This is a genomic window from Bradyrhizobium tunisiense, assembly GCF_042263385.1.
Lineage (GTDB): Bacteria > Pseudomonadota > Alphaproteobacteria > Rhizobiales > Xanthobacteraceae > Bradyrhizobium > Bradyrhizobium tunisiense.
In genome coordinates, this window is record NZ_JBHLEV010000002.1 from 527,789 (window position 1) to 544,929 (window position 17,141).

At 65.8% G+C, this 17,141-nt stretch carries 18 protein-coding genes; 12 read left to right on the forward strand and 6 right to left on the reverse strand.

Going from position 1 to position 17,141, the window contains the following annotated elements:
* Positions 1 to 348: 348 nt before the first annotated feature.
* A complete protein-coding gene (locus ACFDR6_RS09815; RefSeq protein WP_375858152.1) occupies positions 349 to 1,599 on the reverse strand; it encodes a cyclopropane fatty acid synthase in 1,251 nt (416 codons plus the stop codon).
* 278 nt (positions 1,600 to 1,877) lie between these two features.
* On the opposite strand from ACFDR6_RS09815, the gene ACFDR6_RS09820 reads away from it, so the two are divergent.
* The 3 genes from ACFDR6_RS09820 to ACFDR6_RS09830 all read left to right on the forward strand — a co-directional run bounded on the left by ACFDR6_RS09820 (position 1,878) and on the right by ACFDR6_RS09830 (position 3,983).
* Positions 1,878 to 2,798 carry a prolipoprotein diacylglyceryl transferase gene (locus ACFDR6_RS09820; protein ID WP_375858153.1) on the forward strand — a complete coding sequence of 307 codons (921 nt, stop codon included), beginning with the start codon at positions 1,878 to 1,880 and terminating at the stop codon, positions 2,796 to 2,798.
* A gap of 109 nt (positions 2,799 to 2,907) precedes the next feature.
* Positions 2,908 to 3,504 (forward strand): TetR/AcrR family transcriptional regulator, encoded by a 597-nt coding sequence (locus ACFDR6_RS09825; RefSeq protein WP_317239788.1) that lies wholly within the window; start codon positions 2,908 to 2,910, stop codon positions 3,502 to 3,504.
* 11 nt (positions 3,505 to 3,515) lie between these two features.
* Positions 3,516 to 3,983 carry a PaaI family thioesterase gene (locus tag ACFDR6_RS09830; RefSeq protein ID WP_375858154.1) on the forward strand — a complete coding sequence of 156 codons (468 nt, stop codon included), beginning with the start codon at positions 3,516 to 3,518 and terminating at the stop codon, positions 3,981 to 3,983.
* A gap of 137 nt (positions 3,984 to 4,120) precedes the next feature.
* Here the strand turns inward: ACFDR6_RS09830 and rplI are convergent, their stop codons facing one another.
* The 4 genes from rplI to rpsF all read right to left on the reverse strand — a co-directional run bounded on the left by rplI (position 4,121) and on the right by rpsF (position 6,624).
* A complete protein-coding gene (rplI, locus tag ACFDR6_RS09835; protein ID WP_212086288.1) occupies positions 4,121 to 4,720 on the reverse strand; it encodes a 50S ribosomal protein L9 in 600 nt (199 codons plus the stop codon).
* Positions 4,721 to 4,766: 46 nt separating this feature from the next.
* Positions 4,767 to 5,744, reverse strand: a complete 978-nt coding sequence (locus tag ACFDR6_RS09840) for a YybS family protein (protein WP_375858155.1) — start codon at positions 5,742 to 5,744, stop codon at positions 4,767 to 4,769.
* A 131-nt stretch (positions 5,745 to 5,875) separates the two neighbouring features.
* Positions 5,876 to 6,115 carry a 30S ribosomal protein S18 gene (rpsR, locus tag ACFDR6_RS09845; RefSeq protein WP_007592020.1) on the reverse strand — a complete coding sequence of 80 codons (240 nt, stop codon included), beginning with the start codon at positions 6,113 to 6,115 and terminating at the stop codon, positions 5,876 to 5,878.
* Between the two features lie 5 nt (positions 6,116 to 6,120).
* Positions 6,121 to 6,624, reverse strand: a complete 504-nt coding sequence (gene rpsF / locus ACFDR6_RS09850) for a 30S ribosomal protein S6 (RefSeq protein WP_212086282.1) — start codon at positions 6,622 to 6,624, stop codon at positions 6,121 to 6,123.
* 337 nt (positions 6,625 to 6,961) lie between these two features.
* Between rpsF and ACFDR6_RS09855 the strand changes: the two genes are divergently transcribed.
* The 9 genes from ACFDR6_RS09855 (at position 6,962) to gmk (ending at position 15,598) form a co-directional block, all read left to right on the forward strand.
* Positions 6,962 to 7,669 (forward strand): TetR/AcrR family transcriptional regulator C-terminal domain-containing protein, encoded by a 708-nt coding sequence (locus ACFDR6_RS09855; protein ID WP_375858156.1) that lies wholly within the window; start codon positions 6,962 to 6,964, stop codon positions 7,667 to 7,669.
* A 2-nt stretch (positions 7,670 to 7,671) separates the two neighbouring features.
* Positions 7,672 to 8,697 carry a fatty acid desaturase family protein gene (locus tag ACFDR6_RS09860; protein ID WP_317239785.1) on the forward strand — a complete coding sequence of 342 codons (1,026 nt, stop codon included), beginning with the start codon at positions 7,672 to 7,674 and terminating at the stop codon, positions 8,695 to 8,697.
* Positions 8,698 to 8,888: 191 nt separating this feature from the next.
* On the forward strand, positions 8,889 to 9,848 hold the full coding sequence (gene fabD, locus ACFDR6_RS09865; protein ID WP_212086276.1) for an ACP S-malonyltransferase: 960 nt from the start codon (positions 8,889 to 8,891) through the stop codon (positions 9,846 to 9,848).
* Positions 9,849 to 9,859: 11 nt separating this feature from the next.
* Entirely contained in the window at positions 9,860 to 10,597 is a 738-nt protein-coding gene (gene fabG / locus ACFDR6_RS09870) for a 3-oxoacyl-[acyl-carrier-protein] reductase (RefSeq protein WP_212086272.1), read from the forward strand.
* 315 nt (positions 10,598 to 10,912) lie between these two features.
* The gene (locus tag ACFDR6_RS09875; protein ID WP_008130699.1) at positions 10,913 to 11,152 is read left to right on the forward strand and encodes an acyl carrier protein; all 240 of its coding nucleotides are present in this window, start codon (positions 10,913 to 10,915) and stop codon (positions 11,150 to 11,152) included.
* Positions 11,153 to 11,261: 109 nt separating this feature from the next.
* A complete protein-coding gene (fabF, locus tag ACFDR6_RS09880) occupies positions 11,262 to 12,527 on the forward strand; it encodes a beta-ketoacyl-ACP synthase II (protein ID WP_317239782.1) in 1,266 nt (421 codons plus the stop codon).
* Positions 12,528 to 12,651: 124 nt separating this feature from the next.
* Positions 12,652 to 13,932: an endolytic transglycosylase MltG gene (gene mltG, locus ACFDR6_RS09885; RefSeq protein WP_212086267.1), complete on the forward strand. Its 1,281-nt coding sequence runs from the start codon at positions 12,652 to 12,654 to the stop codon at positions 13,930 to 13,932.
* A gap of 115 nt (positions 13,933 to 14,047) precedes the next feature.
* Positions 14,048 to 14,935 carry a YicC/YloC family endoribonuclease gene (locus ACFDR6_RS09890; protein WP_212086262.1) on the forward strand — a complete coding sequence of 296 codons (888 nt, stop codon included), beginning with the start codon at positions 14,048 to 14,050 and terminating at the stop codon, positions 14,933 to 14,935.
* A gap of 3 nt (positions 14,936 to 14,938) precedes the next feature.
* A complete protein-coding gene (gene gmk, locus ACFDR6_RS09895; RefSeq protein ID WP_212086260.1) occupies positions 14,939 to 15,598 on the forward strand; it encodes a guanylate kinase in 660 nt (219 codons plus the stop codon).
* Here the strand turns inward: gmk and ACFDR6_RS09900 are convergent.
* Positions 15,531 to 16,754 (reverse strand): hypothetical protein, encoded by a 1,224-nt coding sequence (locus tag ACFDR6_RS09900; RefSeq protein WP_375858157.1) that lies wholly within the window; start codon positions 16,752 to 16,754, stop codon positions 15,531 to 15,533. The genes gmk and ACFDR6_RS09900 overlap by 68 nt on opposite strands.
* Positions 16,755 to 17,141 lie beyond the last annotated feature (387 nt).

The window sequence follows — 17,141 nt, forward strand, 5'->3', positions numbered from 1 at the left end:
TGGCGACGGTCTAAGCCAACCACGACCAGACTTATGTGAAGTGGATCACATCTTCCCGGATTCTTTCGGGGGTATGACCGGAACAGGCGGACGGGCTGGGAATTGTCTCCCGCGGTCCAACAGGGAACGAGGCAAGCGATGCGGCCAGAACGGCAGCACCAGATCGGGCGAAGCGGGGCAGGTAGCCGGCTTTGGTTGTCGGGGCTGATTGCGGCCATGGAGCACGCTGAACGGCCCGAAGTGCGCCGCCAGCCGGTCGCACCCGAAGTTCTGGTCGAGCTGCGGGCGCAATTGGCGTTAACGGCGCTTTTCCGCTCCTCCCAGATTTCGACCCTGCGTCATTAGGGTCTATTCACCAGCCAATTTCAGCCTCGACGGAGGCGTGTCCTCGCGAGCCCGCAGCCGGGCTTCTTCACGCGGCATGTAGTCGCGGGTCAACGGCACTACGCCCTGGCGACGGGTGAGCTGGATCTGGAAGTTCATCATGTCCTGCTTGCGAAATGTCATCTCACAGGCTGCGAGATAAAATTCCCACATCAAGGCGAAGCGCTCGTCATAGAGCTGCACGGCCTCCTCGCGCCGCGCCATGAAGCGCTCCCGCCAGGCTTTCAGCGTCTCGGCATAGTGCAGGCGCAGGATCTCGATGTCGCAGACCAAGAGGCCCGCGCGCTCGATCGCCGGGAGCACCTCCGACAAGGCCGGGATGTAGCCGCCGGGGAAGATGTATTTGGCGATCCAGGGATTGGTCGAGTCGGGGCCCTGCGAACGGCCGATCGAATGCAGCAGCATCACGCCGTCTTCGCTGAGCAGCTCGGCGCAGCGCCGGAAGTAGGTGTCGTAGAAGCGGGCGCCGACATGCTCGAACATGCCGACCGAGACGATGCGGTCGAACGGGCCGGTGATGTCGCGATAGTCCTGGAGCAGGAATCTGGCCGAGCCGGTCAGGCCCTTTTCGACCGCGCGCGCATTGGCAATCTGCAACTGCTCGGCCGAGAGCGTGATGCCGGTGACGTCGGCGCCAGCGATCTCGGCGAGATAGAGCCCGAGCCCGCCCCAGCCCGAGCCGATGTCGAGCGCGCGCTGGCCGGGCTTGATGAACAGCTTGGCGGCAATGTGCCGTTTCTTGGCGAGCTGCGCATCGTCGAGCGTTGTCTCTGGCGTCGGGAAATAGGCGCAGCTGTACTGCTTGTCGGCGTCCAGGAAGAGCGAATAGAGCCGGGCGTCGAGGTCGTAGTGATGTGCGACGTTGTTGCGGGAGCGCGAGCGCAGATTGAACTGTCTCAGGTGCCGCGTCAGGTAGCGCAGATGCCACCAGGGTTTGGCCCACTGCGGCAACGGGTCGGGTTGATCGAGCAGGATCGCGAGGGCATCAGCGATGGTGCCGCGTTCGACCACGAACTCGCCGTCCATGTAGGCCTCGCCAAGCCCGAGCTCGGGATTGACGAGAATCTTCCGCTGGGCCTCCGCGGTCACGAAGCGCACCGCGACCGGAACTTCGGAGCCGTCGCCGACGGTGAATGTCCCCCCGCTTGCGCCGGTCACCGTCATCGACCCGCGGCGGATGAATTGAGACAGGAATCCACGCAACAAACGGTCCATCGACATGTCCTCTCGAGCGAACCCGAAAAGATGCGACTAACCCGGCCTTCACATCTGACGCCCAGGCGCCGCAGCGGTTCCTATGCGTTTGCATCCAATCTGGGGAGGGTGGGGCTGCCGCGCTATTGCGCTGAGTTCACGGCCGATATTCGAAAAGCGCTTAATCACATCCTTGCGCGTGGAGGCTGCTTCCATTCGCGGCTCAATCGGATAAAAGGTGACCCGCCGCCGCGCCGGAGGCCGGCTGCACCCCTCGGAATTCAACGGAGATGATGGGAATGTCGAGCCGAGCGCTCAGCCTCGCGACGGTATTGTTTCTGATCGGCTTCGGCGCGGCCGATGCCGTTCTTGCGCAGGCGACCAACCTCGAGGCCGGCAAGACCCCGTCTCAGCTTTTCGCGCAGACCTGCAATGTCTGCCACAAGAGCCCGCGCGGACTTCTGAAGTCCGTCGCGCCGGGTTCGCTGCCGGGCTTCCTGCGCCAGCACTACACCACGAGTTCGGACATGGCGGGCGTGCTCGCCTCCTATCTCGTCTCCAACGGCGCGACCGACACCCGCTACCAGGCCAAGGACGGCAAGAAGGACGGCGCCAGGGAGAAGGACGCGAACTCCGCTCCGGGACAGGCGGGGGAGCAGCAGGGCCGCCGCCCGCGCTCCCAGGACGCGGCCAAGCCGGATGGCGAGGCTGCTCCCGCGGCCGAGGGCGGCCGCCAGAAGCGTGCGGGGCGGCCGGCGGAAGACAGTGCGGGGCCCGAGGGCCAGGCAGCGCCCGAGGGACGCAAGGCCAAGCGTCGGGGCAAGCCTGAGGAAACACCGAAGGTCGACGCCGCCGCGCCGCCCGGTGACGACAGGAAGAGCGAGCCGAAGGCGGAGTCCAAGCCCGAGACCAAGCCCGACAGCGCCAAAGTCGAGCCCGAAGCCACTAGCCCGAAGGTTGAGCCGCGCGGCAGCGACGCTCCGGCACTGCGGCCCGATCCGGTCTCGCCGGTCACACCAGCGGCCCCAGCCGCCACGAAGCCTGCCGAGCCGGCCGCGCCCAAGCCGGCGGAAGAGGCCGCACCCAAGCCCGCCGCGCCCGCGGCCAGCTCCGAACCGGGGCCCAAGCCACAGGAGCCGGCGCCCCCCGCGGCTGCTGCAGCTCCGCCTGCAGCGCCAGCCGGATCGTCCGGTCCGCCGGCGCCGCCGATCTCGCGCTAAGCCAACTCCTCTTTGATCGACGACAATAGGGGTCGCGTTCATCGCGGCCCGCACTGTGTTGACCATTGCTAGAGTCATACTCTAGAGTATTGCTCTAGGAAAGATGTCGATGACGGCGAGCGTGCGTGACGAATTGTTGGCAGCCGGACTGATCGTGTTCGACCGCGTCGGCTTCGAGGCCGCGACGGTCGCCGCCATCCGCACCCGGGCGCGCGCCTCCAATGGCAGTTTCTTCCACGCCTTCGGCTCTAAGAAGGAACTCGCCGGAGCGCTGTTCCTGGAGGTCTTGCGGCACTATCACGCCGCGGTGCTGGCGGCGCTCGATCCTTTGCCGGATGCAGAGCAGGGCATCGATCGCTTGATCCGGGCGCATCTCGACTGGGTCGTGACCAGCCGGCGCGAGGCGCGCTACCTCTTCGAGATATCACGCAGTGAATGGAGCGAGGACTTGCGCGACGCCCAGCGCGCACAGAACGCGCGCCTTGCCGAAGCTATCGAGCGCTGGCGTGCGCCGCTGGTTGCAAGCGGCGAACTCCTGCCGATGAAACCGGTGATGTTCGTCAGCCAGCTGATCGGCCCGGCTCAGATTTTCTGCCGCGCCTACCTCTCCGGACGCGACCGCACCGATCCGAGGTGTGAGGCCGACACGCTGATCGCCTGCGCCATCCGCGCGCTCCGGCCATTCGATCGCATCGACAAGCAATGAGGAGAGACGGCATGCGCGCCGAAGCAGATCCCGAATTCGCAGCCCTTGCCGAGCACATCCATGCCAATGTCGGCCGGCAAGGATTCATGAACCTGGTCGGCGCGGAGCTCTCGGACTTGTCGCGCGGCACCTGCACGATTGCCGTGGATCGCCGGCCGGAGTTGCTGCAGCAGCACGGCTTCTTCCACGGCGGCGTCACCGCCTTCCTGGTCGACAACGCCACAACGATCGCAGCCGCCACCTCGCGCGGCCAAGCGGCGCTGACGGCGGAATACAAGCTCAATCTGTTGTCGCCCGCGGTCGGTGAGAAGCTGATCTGCCGTGCCAGGGTGATCAAGCCGGGCCGTCAGGTATCGGTGGTTGCAGCCGACGTGTTCTGCGTCAGCGACGGTGTCGAGAAGCACACGGCGACGGCGCTCGCCTCGATCGCGATGTTGAGCGAGGACGTCGCCGCCAGAACGAAAAGCCCGGCCGCCTGAGGCAGCCGGGCCTTTGATGATGCCTGTCATTCCGGGGCTCGCGGAGCGAGAATCCGGAATCTCGAGATTCCCCGGTGCGCAATTGCGCACCTGTGGTTCGATGCTTCGCATCGCCCCGGAATGACGAGCCTGCCTGGTTACTTCTCTTCCGCGGCCGGCGCCGGCTCGGCCTCGTCGGGCTCGGCTTCCGGATCGAAGAACTCGCCGGCGGCGGCGATCGCCTCGGCGGCTGCGTCGCGGTCCTCGTTGCGGGTCGAAATGTCCTCGCCGCGGTTGATGCGCTCGGCCTCGTCCTGGCTGCGCGCGACCGTGACGGTGATCTCGACCTCGACCTCGGGGTGAACGGCAACCGTGACCGTGTGCTTGCCGATGGTCTTGATCGGCGCATCGAGCTGCACCTGAGGGCGATCGAGGTGGACGCCGTCGGCCTCGAACGCCATGACGATGTCGCGCACCGTGACCGAGCCGAACAGCTGGCCGACTTCGGAGGCCTGGCGGATCACGATGATGTTCTTGCCTGCGATCTTCTCGGCGACCTTGGACGCCTCGCCCTTGGCCTGGAGGTTGCGGGCTTCGAGCTCGGCCTTCATGCCGTCGTACTTGGAACGGTTGTCGGCGGTGGCGCGCAGCGCCTTGCCGCGCTTGAGCAGGAAATTGCGGGCATAGCCGTCGCGAACCTTCACGACTTCGCCCATCTGGCCGAGCTTGTTGACGCGTTCCAGCAAAATGACTTCCATATTCGTTCTCCTTTGAAGTGACTGAGTTTCAGTTTCGGGGTTGGACTTAAGGGGTCGGCAGCGGCGGCGGCTGCCGGCTGCGCTGGAAGCGATCGCGGAAGCGGAACACGGCATCCGCAAGGCCGAGGATCACCACCGCGATCACGGGCCATCCGAACACGACCACGACGGCGTAGGCCGAGCCGAGCCAGAACGTGCGGCTCTTCAGTGTCAGCGTGAGCGTATGCAGCACGGCAAAGCCGGTCAGCGCATAGCCCATCATCAGTGCCGCCGCGGTGATCTGCGCGACGATCGCAAGCAGCCCGCCGGTGAAGCAGAAGGCGAGCGCGATGCAGAGCGCCACCAGCGTCATCGGCGGCAATTCCGCCGTCATCATGTTCGGCCACGGGCGCCGCAGCCGCCCCGACGTCGCCGTGATCTTGGCGCTGAGCCAGAGGTTGAGGGTCAGCGTCAACATCGCGATGAGGGTTGCTCCGGCCGGTGCGATTCGCACCAGCGCATCGACGAGCTGGCCGGCTTCGCCGGAGCTTTGCGGGTCGGTGGCCCGAAGGAGACGCATCAGGCCGCGCCGCAGCGTGCCGAGGATGGTCTCGGCGTCGGTCCCGAGTGTGAGCAGGGCGGCGACCGTGGTCAGCGCGGCGAAGCCCGCGAGCCACAACAGGATGCGGCCGACCGGATACCACTCCAGCTCAGGCTCGGCGGGCGGTCCGGCCGCGGCCTCTGGCGCGACATGTTCCGCCGGCCGGCTGAGCAGAACGAGATGGCCGAGCCACCAAGCCGGCAGCGCGACGGTGACGGCGAATGCGATGCAATAGGGCAGGCCGAACAGGGCACCGAGGCCGATCGCAGCGGCGATGCCGCCGAGGCTCGCGCAGAGCGGCCCCCAGCCGATCGAAGCCACCATCAGCGGCAGCGGTGCGAGATAGAACAGGACCAGCGAGATCAGCGCGCCCGAAATGATCGAGGCGAACATCAGGGCCGACGCGGCGCCGGCGATCAGGGCTATCAGCACAAATGGCATCATCAGCTGTCCCGCTCCCTTCGAGCGGTTAGAGGCATCTCGCCCCAACCATCGGCAACCGGACGACCCGGAAGCCTTATGAGTTCGAAAAAGTGGCGACCGGCGGCTCGAGGCCGCCGGCCGAATTGGTCGTGTCAGCGAATGACGTAGGGCAACAGGCCCAGGAACCGCGCGCGCTTGATGGCGCGGGCGAGCTCACGCTGCTTCTTCGCGGACACCGCGGTGATGCGGCTCGGCACGATCTTGCCGCGCTCGGAGACGTAACGCATCAGCAGCTTGGAGTCCTTGTAGTCGATCTTGGGAGCATTGGCGCCCGTGAACGGGCAGCTCTTGCGACGACGGAAAAACGGGCGGCGTGCACCAGCTTCAGCCATTGTTCTTACTCCCCATCCGTCGTGGTGGTTTCAGCTTCTTCGCGCGGTCGGCGCGGGCCGCGGTCGCCGCGGAAGCCGCCACCGTCACGATCGCCACCACGGAAACCGCCCTCGCGGTCGCCACGGAAGCCGCCTTCACGCTCGCCGCGGAAGCCGCCGCCACGATCGTCACGCTCGCGATCACGATCGGCCTTGCGCATCATCGCGGACGGGCCTTCCTCGAGCTCCTCGACGCGGACGCTGAGATAGCGGATCACGTCTTCGCTGATGCGCTCCTGGCGCTCGATCTCGGCGATCGCCGCGGAGGGCGCGTCGATGTTGAGCAGCACGAAGTGCGCCTTGCGGTTCTTGTTCATGCGGTAGGTGAGGGAGCGCACGCCCCAATTCTCGGTCTTGGTGACCTTGCCGCCGAGACCCTCGACGATGCCGGTCATCTGCGCAGTCAGTTCTTCGACCTGCTGCGTGCTCGCGTCCTGACGCGCGAGAAAAACATGCTCATAAAGAGCCATGGTGGTCCTTTCCTCATGTTGGCGCATCGCCCGGCGTCAAGCCCTTAAGAGGCCTTCGGAAAGGACTCTGGGATTAAGCTCAGAAGGCGGAAACACGGGACGACGGGCCGACTGGCCCTGCCACACCAAAATCACGAATGATTTGCTGAGACCGTCCGTTCAGCTCCCGGCCGGGGTCTGCGGATGCGCGCCTTATACGGATTTTGGCTGACTTGGCAAGGTTGGAGCGCCTCGTTCGATCAGACTTATGCCGGTATGGGGCGGCCGAATCCATCCTCACTTACCAGCTTGACCTATTTGTTTGTATGACATACAAAGAGATTAACGGGAGGTGCTGATGACGGGTGAATCGGTCCAGGCTCCGCTTGAAGCGTCGACTGGCGACCCCAAGCACGCCACGCGAGCCACACGGTCGGCAGGCCGCAAGATGCGCTCACTGTTGTTGGATGCGGCGAGCCCGCTATTCCGGGAGCGGGGGCTGTCTGGTACGGCGATCACCGACATCGCCGCCGCTGCGGACGCGTTCCCGAGCCAGATCACCTATTATTTCCGCACCAAGGAGGCGCTGTTCGTCGAATGCGCCTGCCGCGAGCTGCTGTATCTGGCGCGCGCCACCGAACAGGCGGCGCTGAAGGCGCGCACGCCGCTTGAATACACACAAGCGCTGGCGGTGACCGTGACAGCGAGCGATTCAGTCGCCTTCTTCGCCGAAGCGCTGACATTGACGCGTCGCCGCCAGGATCTCGCACCGCTCGTCGAGCGCACCATCGAGCGCCTGCACGGCGAGGGCGCGCGTGCTTACGCCGACCAGGTGGCGCGGCACGGCTGGCGCTCACTGCGCGCGCCCGACGAAAGCTCACGGCGGTTCTGGGCCGTCGCCATCGGCGTCATCCTCGAAGGCTATGCGATGGGCCGTTCGCCCGAGGCGCTCTGCGCCGAAATGCTGCGCGTGCTCGGCGAGCAGGCGAAATCCACGGGCGATGCTGCGCGCCTGCGTCTGGTCGAGGAGCGCGGCACGTCAACCACTTCGGATGAGGAGAGTTAGCCATGACGGCGCTTCGCATGCGTGCCCGCGATTTCCTGACCGACGACCAACTGGTCGACGTGCGCCAGCGCGTGACCTGGAAGGGTGTCGCGCTGATCGCGCACGCCTGGGCGCTGATCATTGGCGCGATCGCTCTGGTCGCGTGGTGGCCCAATCCCATCACCTATATCCTCGCCGTTGCGATCATCGGCTCGCGCCAATTGGGGCTTACGATCCTCATGCATGACGGCGCGCACGGCTGCCTGTCCGCCGACGAGAAAACCAATCTGACGCTGAGCCAGTGGTTCTGTGCTTATCCGCTGTTTGCGGAGACGCGCAGCTACCGGCGTTACCACCTGCAGCACCATGCGCACACGCAACAGGAGGATGATCCCGATCTCGTGCTGTCGGCGCCGTTTCCGATCACGAAGCTGAGCTACCGCCGCAAGTTCATTCGCGACATCACCGGGCAGACCGGCTACCAGCAGCGCAAGGCGCAGCTGCTCAACGCGCTCGGCTCGAAGGACTGGCCGTGGCGCCAGCGCCTCGTGCATTTCTGGGACAAGCTCGGTCCGCAATGCATCGTCAATGCCGTGATGTTCGCGGCGCTTGCGGCCGCCGGCGTGTGGTGGGCCTATCCGCTGCTGTGGCTAGTGCCGCTCCTGACCTGGATGATGGTCATCACCCGTATCCGCAACATTGCAGAGCATGCCGTCGTCCCCGACAGCAGCGATCCCTTGCGCAACACCCGCACCACGCATGCCAATTTTCTCGAGCGCCTGTTCATCGCGCCGTATTACGTGAACTATCACCTCGAGCATCATCTGCTGTTCTATGTGCCCTGCTACAATCTGCCGAAGGTGCACCGGTTGCTGAGCGCAAGCCGGCATGCGGATCGCATGGAGGTCCAGCCGGGCTATGCCGCCGTGCTGCGGCTGGCGACGGCGAAGCCCGACCGGGATGACCGGCCGGGGCAGTTGGTGAACAGCGCGCGCCGTGCGCAGGCGGGGGTGGAGGTCGACGCCAACCAGACCGCCGGCGGGTTTTGACGGGGCGTATCCCCTGTTGAATGCCGGCCAGGGTTCCCTTCCCGGCTTGACAGTCCGGCCCCGGACAGTGTCTACGGCCCCCTTTGGAGCATGATCCGGAACCATGGCCCCAGGGAACCTTGGCCCAAGGCCGTGCGTAATCGGCTGCCGGTTCTCGAGAGGGATCGTGCCCGACCAGCAGGGGAGCGCCGATGACGGCAGCATTCACATTTCCGGGGCAGGGATCCCAGGCGGTTGGCATGGGCAAGGCCCTGGCCGAAGCCTTTCCGGTTGCGCGCGCCGTGTTCGACGAGGTCGATGCCGCGCTTTCCGAGAAGCTGACGGCCATCATCTGGGATGGTCCGGCCGAAACCCTTCAGCTCACCGAAAACGCCCAGCCGGCGCTGATGGCGGTCTCGATCGCCACTCTGCGCGTGCTGGAGGCTGAGGCCGGTTTTTCCGTGGGACGAGACGCGGCCTTCGTGGCCGGCCACTCGCTCGGTGAATATTCGGCGCTGGCCGCGGCCGGCAGCCTGACGGTCTCGGATACCGCCCGTCTCCTTCGCACCCGCGGTCTCGCAATGCAAAAGGCGGTCCCGGTCGGCGCCGGCGCGATGGCCGCGCTGCTTGGTCTCGACTACGAGGCCGCCATGGAGGTCGCGGGTGAAGCGGCGCAGGGGCAGGTCTGCCAGGCCGCCAACGACAATGGCGGCGGACAGGTAGTAGTCTCGGGCGACAAGGCCGCCGTCGATCGCGCCGTCGAGATCGCCAAGACCAAGGGCGCCAAGCGCGCCATGCTGCTGCCGGTGTCGGCCCCGTTCCATTGCAAGCTGATGCAGCCCGCCGCCGACGCCATGGCGGAGGCGCTCTCGAAGGTCACGATCAAGGCGCCGGCCGCGCCGCTGGTGTCGAACGTGCTGGCGAGCGCGATCACTGATCCCGACGAGATCCGCCGCCGCCTGGTCGAGCAGGTCACCGGCACGGTGCGCTGGCGGGAATCGGTTGCCTATATGGCAGGGCAGGGCGTCACCCGGTTCTTCGAGATCGGCGCCGGCAAGGTGCTGACGGGTCTCGTCAAGCGCATTGCGGACGGTGCCGTCGGCGTCGCGGTCGGCGGTCCCAATGACATTGCCGCCGCCAAGGATGCATTGGCCGCTGCGAAGCAGGGCTAAAGGAGTTATCGATGTTCGATCTGACTGGCAAAAAGGCGCTCGTCACCGGCGCCACCGGCGGCATCGGCGGCGCGATTGCGCAGGCCCTGCACGCCCAGGGCGCCACCGTCGCGATATCAGGAACGCGCAAGGAAGTGCTGGATGAGCTTGCCGGCAAGCTCGGCGAACGCGCTTTTGTGTTGCCCTGTAATCTCTCCAAGGCCGACGAGGTCGAGGCGCTGGTACCCGCTGCGGAAGCGGCGATGGGCCAGGTCGACATCCTCATCGCCAATGCCGGCATCACCCGCGATAATCTCTTCGTGCAGCTCCGCGACGAGGATTGGGAGGAGGTCATCAACGTCAATCTGACTTCGACCTTCCGCCTCGCGCGCGCCGCGACCAAGCTCATGATGCGCAAGCGCTTCGGCCGCATCATCGCCATCACCTCGGTGGTCGGCGTCACCGGCAATCCCGGGCAGGGCAACTACACGGCCTCGAAGGCCGGCCTGATCGGCATGATCAAGACACTGGGCGCCGAATACGCCAAGCGCGGCGTCACTGCGAACTGCATCGCCCCCGGCTTCATCAAGACGCCGATGACGGATGCGCTCAATGACAAGCAGCGCGAAACGATTCTCACCAAGGTTCCGGCCAACCGCCTAGGCACGCCCGAGGACATCGCAGCGGCCGCCGTCTACCTGAGTTCGAACGAAGCGGCGTACGTCACCGGGCAAACCATCCATGTCAATGGCGGCATGGCCATGATCTGATGCTTCGTTCCGCACTGCCCACATGGGCGCTGCGGGATGTCGCAAACGGCCGTTTCCGGAGCGAAATGAGGCTTGTAGTCAAGGCAATTGAAGTATGATAACCGGACGCTCAACGGATGGGCAAAGAACGCCATTGCAGGTTTTTGAAACCCTGTATATTGGCGATGCGGAGCCTTTGGCCGTCGTTCGCCGGGCCCTGTATCGGTTAGGATGGGGCCAAATCTAAAGTTCGTAAGCGAAGGCAAGTAACACGACCACGACGGCTCGTATCGTCCCGGGGGGTCGGGTCTACAGGGAACAACACGAGGTTATGCAATGAGTGACATTGGCGAGCGGGTTAAGAAGATCGTGGTCGAACACCTTGGTGTTGAACCCGAGAAGGTTGTCGACGCTGCGAGCTTCATCGACGACCTCGGCGCCGACAGTCTGGACACCGTCGAGCTGGTGATGGCGTTCGAAGAGGAATTCGGTTGCGAGATTCCGGACGACGCCGCGGAAACTATCCTCACCGTCGGCGACGCCACGAAGTTTCTCGAGAAGAACGCGAAGAGCTAAGGCTCTTCATTTTCGCGGGGACAACATTGAAACCGGACGGGCCGCTTCCCAGCGGTCAGCCGGTTTCTTGTTATTGGCCGTTGAGTCTTTCGATGCGGAGTTTTCGGACATGAGGCGGGTTGTCGTTACTGGTCTCGGCATGGTGTCGCCGCTCGGCTGCGGCGTCGAACCGACCTGGAAACGCATCCTCAACGGCGAAAGCGGCGCGCGCCTGATCGAGAGCTTCGACGTCTCCGATCTTCAGACGAAATACGCCTGCACCGTCGTACGCGGCGACGGCACCAACGACACCTTCAATCCCGACACGTGGATGGAGCCGAAGGACCAGCGCAAGGTCGACGACTTCATCATCTTCGGCATGGCCGCAGCCGGCCAGGCGCTCGACGACGCCAACTGGCACCCAGAGTCCGAAGAGGACAAATGCGCGACCGGAACCATGATCGGGTCCGGCATCGGCGGCCTCAGCGGCATCGCCGAGACCGCGATCCTCCTGAAGGAGCGCGGACCGCGCCGCGTGTCGCCGTTCTTCATTCCGGGCCGCCTGATCAATCTCGCCTCCGGCTACGTTTCGATCGCGCACGGGCTAAAGGGCCCGAACCATTCGGTGGTCACCGCCTGCTCGACCGGCGCGCACGCCGTCGGCGATGCCGCCCGGCTGATCGCGCTGGGCGATGCCGACGTGATGGTCGCGGGCGGCGCCGAGTCGCCGATCAGCCGCATCGGCATTGCCGGCTTCAACGCCGCGCGCGCGCTCTCGACCGGTTTCAACGAGACGCCCGCGAAGGCCTCGCGTCCCTATGACAAGGACCGCGACGGCTTCGTGATGGGCGAGGGCGCCGGTGTCCTGGTGCTCGAGGAACTCGATCACGCCAGGCGCCGCGGCGCGAAGATCTACGCCGAGGTGATCGGCTATGGCCTGTCGGGCGATGCCTACCACATCACATCGCCGTCGCCCGACGGCGATGGCGGCTTCCGCAGCATGTCGGCCGCGCTCAAGCGCGCGGGCCTCACTGCGTCCGATCTCGATTACATCAACGCGCACGGTACCTCGACGCCGCTCGGCGACGAGATCGAGCTCGGGGCCGTCGAGCGTCTGCTCGGCAATGCCGCCTCCAAGGTTGCAATGTCGTCGACCAAGTCGTCGACAGGGCATCTCCTCGGCGCCGCCGGTGCGATCGAAGCGATCTTCGCCATTCTCGCGATTCGCGATAATGTCGTGCCGCCGACGATCAATCTCGACAATCCGTCAGTGGAGACCGCAATCGACCTCGTGCCGCACAAGGCGAAGCAGCGGGAGGTCAATGTCGCCTTGTCGAACTCTTTTGGTTTTGGCGGTACCAATGCGTCGGTGATCGTCCGGCGCTTGGCCAGTTAATTGAGTTTGAGACGAATCCACCGTTTTGCCGTATTCGGCGATAGTCATGGAAGTGGGCGCGTGCATTTGGCAGGGCAAGCGATTGTCAGGTCGCGATTGAACCGGCAGGATTCAGGTTGTTTCGATGAGTGAAAGGCCGCCCATTTCGCCCCGGAGTCCGCGGGCAGCGCTCGAGCCCGAGCAACTCCCGCCGCCGCCGAAGCGATCGGAGCGTGCGCGCAATCCTTTCGTGGTCGTCGGCAACGCCATCATCACCCTTCTGCTGATCGCCATGCTCGGCGCCGGCGGCGTGTATTACTACGGCCGGCAGGTGCTCGAGGCGCCCGGGCCGCTCAAGGACGACAAGATTGTCAACATCCCGCAGCGGGCGGGCAAGCGCGACATCGCCGAGACGCTGAACCGGGAAGGCGTCACCGACATCAATCCGTGGGTGTTCATCGCCAGCGTCGCCGCGCTGAAGGCGAGCTCGGACCTCAAGCCGGGTGAATATTCGTTCCAGAAGAACGCATCCTTGCGCGACGTCATCGCCACCATCGTCGAAGGCAAGGTGGTGCAGCATGCGGTGACGATTCCGGAAGGCCTGACCTCCGAGCAGATCGTGGCGCGCCTGTCCGACAACGACATCTTCACCGGCAGCGTGCGCGAGCTGCCGCGCGAGGGCACGCTGTTGCCGGAGACCTACAAGTTCCCGCGCGGCACCCCGCGTGAGCAGGTCGTCCAGCGCATGCAGCAGGCGCACAAGCGCGTGCTCGGCGAGATCTGGGAGCGTCGCAATCAGGACATTCCGGTGAAGACGCAGGAGCAGCTCGTCACGCTGGCATCCATCATCGAGAAGGAGACCAGCAAGCCGGACGAGCGCAGCCGCGTCGCCGCCGTGTTCGTCAACCGCTTGAAGCAGAGGATCAAGCTGCAGTCCGATCCGACGATCATCTACGGCATCGTCGGCGGCAAGGGCACGCTGGGCCGGCCGATCAGGCGCAGCGAGATCACGCAGCCTTCGCCGTACAATACCTATGTGATCGAGGGCCTGCCGCCGGGCCCGATCTCCAACCCCGGCCGCGCTTCGCTGGAGGCCGCAGCCAACCCGGCCCGGACCCGCGACCTCTATTTCGTTGCCGACGGCACCGGCGGGCATGCCTTCACCGAGACTTACGACGCGCATCAGAAGAACGTGGCCAAGCTGCGCGCGATGGAAAAGCAGATCCAGAACGACACGGTCGAGCCGCCCGAGGATGCGCCGCCGCCCGCCGCCGCCGCGCCCGGACCTGCCGATGCGCCGACGGCGACGACGCCGGCCCGGCCCAACCAGCAGAAAAAGCAGCCGTCGCGGCCTGCCAATCCGCCCAATCCCGCGCCGGCGCGGCAGGGCGCGGTGCAACCCTCGCCCCCGGTGGTCCAGCGCTAGGCGCGCTGCAGACCTGCTTGCGGGACTTTGCGGATTCCACTTTCCGGCAAAATAGTCTTAAGATTCGCGTGGCTTCATGCCTCGCGAATCCCGTGTTTCTGGAGAATTTGACCTGATGGCGCTGTCGTCCATGACCGGCTTTGCGAGATGCCACGGTGCTAGCGGGCCGTACACGTTCGAATGGGAATTGAAGTCGGTCAACGCCAAGGGCTTTGACCTCAGGATGCGGCTGCCGCAAGGGTTCGACGAGCTCGAGGCCCACGCCAAAAAGCGCGCCGGCGAGCTGCTCTCGCGCGGCACCGTCTACGCCAATCTCACCGTCAAGCGCGCCAACGCCGCCGCCACGGTTCGCGTCAACGAGGACGTGCTCAATGCCGTCCTGAAGGCGGCCTCGGTGATCGCCGGCAAGGTCGACGCGGTGGCCCCGAGCGTCGACGGCCTGCTCGCCATCAAGGGCGTCGTCGAGGTCGCCGAGCCCGAGGGCGACGAGGAAGAGGACAAGGCGGCCCGTGCCGCCGCCGCGGAGGCCTTCGACAAGGCGCTCGACGAGCTCGTCGCGATGCGCAAGCGCGAGGGCACTTCGCTGGGGCAGATCCTGATCCAGCGGGTCGACGAGGTCGAGCAGCTGGCAAGAAAGGCGGAAGCCGCGCCCGGCCGCAAGCCGGAGGCGATCAAGGCCAGGCTCGCCGAGCAGATCGCCGCGCTGCTCGACACCTCCGATCGTTTCGATTCCGATCGCCTGATGCAGGAGGCGATCCTGATCGCCACCAGGGCCGACATCCGCGAGGAGCTCGACCGCATCGCCTCCCACATCGCACAGGCGCGCGAGCTGATCGGCAAAGGCGGCCCGATCGGCCGCAAGCTCGACTTCCTGGCGCAGGAATTTCATCGCGAGGTCAACACCTGCTGCTCGAAGTCGAACGACATCGAGCTGACCAATACCGGCCTCGCCATGAAAAACGTGGTCGAGCAGTTCCGCGAGCAGGTCCAGAATCTGGAGTGATCGATGACGACGGGCGGTCACGAAACTGACGGTGTCGAGCGGCGCGGATTGATGTTCGTGCTGTCCTCGCCCTCGGGCGCGGGCAAGACGACGCTGTCGCGTCTCTTGATCGAGCGGATGCCCGGCTTGAAAATGTCGGTCTCGGCGACGACGCGCGCGATGCGGCCGGGCGAGGTCAACGGCAAGGATTATTCGTTCGTCGACAAGGCGACGTTCGAGGCGATGGTCAAGGCTGGCGAACTGCTGGAATGGGCGACGGTCTTCGACAACAGCTACGGCACGCCGCGCGGGCCGGTCGAGGCGGCGCTGTCAGCCGGGCAGGACGTGCTGTTCGACATCGACTGGCAGGGCACCCAGCAGCTGCGTGAAAAGGCGCGCGCCGATGTCGTCAGCGTCTTCATCCTGCCGCCTTCGGCGGCCGATCTCGAAAAGCGCCTGCATTCGCGTGCGCAGGATTCCGACGAGGTCATCCGCAAGCGCATGAGCCGCGCCAGCCACGAGATGAGCCACTGGGCCGAGTACGACTACATCGTGATCAACCACGATGTCGACGAGGCCTTCGCCGAGGTGCAGTCGATCCTGAAGGCCGAGCGCCTCAAGCGCGAGCGGCGAATTGGCCTCGTTGGTTTCGTCCGAGGTTTGCAAGGTCAGCTTCAGGGCTAGGCTGCGGCAGCCGGGGCCCTTGCTTCGCCAGCCGTTCCAGCATCGCGGTGACCACGTCGACGTCGACGGCCTCCTCGACGTGAGCAGCTTCATCGCGTTTCGTTTCGCCTTGAGCTGCAGGCTTTTCGTCATCGGCGTCTTTGGCGGCGTTCCTGGCGGCCTCCTTGGCCGCGAGCCGCGGGGGCGATGCTTCGATCTCGAACGCCCCGGTGAAGGTGGCGGCCTTGTCGAGATCTGCGGCGGCTTTGCGAATGGAGCCGGATTGGGCTGCGATCCTACCGATCTCCCTGGTGAATGCAGCGATTTGCGCGGTTTGCGGCGGTCGTGCTTCATCGAAGTCGACCGGGCGCGGCTCTGCGCGCGGCGTGACGGCCGGCGTTGTACCGAGCCAGGGCGCGCGGCTTCCGTCATGATCCTGCGGCGTCCAATCGTCCCAATGCCCGCGGCGGTCCGCGGCCTGGCCGCGGACGCGTCCCCCGGCGAAGCGGTAAATGAGGCTGGCGAGGATGCCGGCGAGCGCCAACGCACCGCCGATCACGAGCAGCAGCATCTGCAGCGAGCCGGTCTGCTTGTCGGTGCTGCTATCTGCCGCGGCGGGAGCCATCGGGGCGGTAGCCTTTGCCGGCTTCGCGCTCTGGGGCGCGGGGGCCGTGACGGGCTGCGGCTGTGGCGCGGGGGCGGCGGTCGGCATGGCGGCATCGGGCCAGCGCGTGGCGACGGCAGGCTGCGTGGTCTCGGCGAGGGGAGCCGCCGGCTGTTGGGCGACCGGCGGCGCACCCGCCGCGGCCGGCGCAGTCATGTTCGGCGCGATGGGGGCCGCACCGGTCTGCGGCGCGACATATTCGGCGCGCGCGTTCTGCACGGATTGGGGCGCGGCTGAATCGGCCTCTTGTGTGTCGGTCGTCGCCTGCGCGGTTTGGGAAGCTTTGCCGCCGGCGGCGCGCAGATACCAGCACTGCCGCTTGGTCGTGCGTTCGAGGCGATAGTACCAGTGCTGCCCCTGCGGCGCGGCGCCCTTCGGCGAGGCGAGGCAGTCGGCGGCCGCGTTGGCCGTGCCCGGTGTGTTCGGCGCGTTCTGCGACACGGCGGCCAGTGGCAGGCCGGCGACGATGCTGCCGACCAGCGCGGATACGAATTTTGCGGTGCGGTTGCCCATCCTGGTCTCCCGGTTACGCATGACGCAACTCTTGACCACCCCTTTGTCATCAAAGACTTGGGTGGCAATGAGCCGCAAATCCGGAGAGGATGTGGCTTGAATTGGGCTTGCGCGCCGTTCGTTCCGCCGCGAAAGCAGGCATCCTGCCGGCGTTTGCTTCGCCGAACTCAGGTTCCGCAGCAGCGCCGCCAGGTTCCTCGCGACGATGAGCAAGGGGGTCGTCGGCATCCTCCAACTCTCGTTCACATTGCCGACGCGCCCCCGCATTCTCGCGGCGCGTTTCGCCCGAGGCTTGCTGTCGTTCGGCGCCCGATGAAGGCCAAAGGGCGCAGGGAAGGCCGGGCGCCGGCGGCACCCGAGATCCGTGCGCGACAGGAATGCACACGG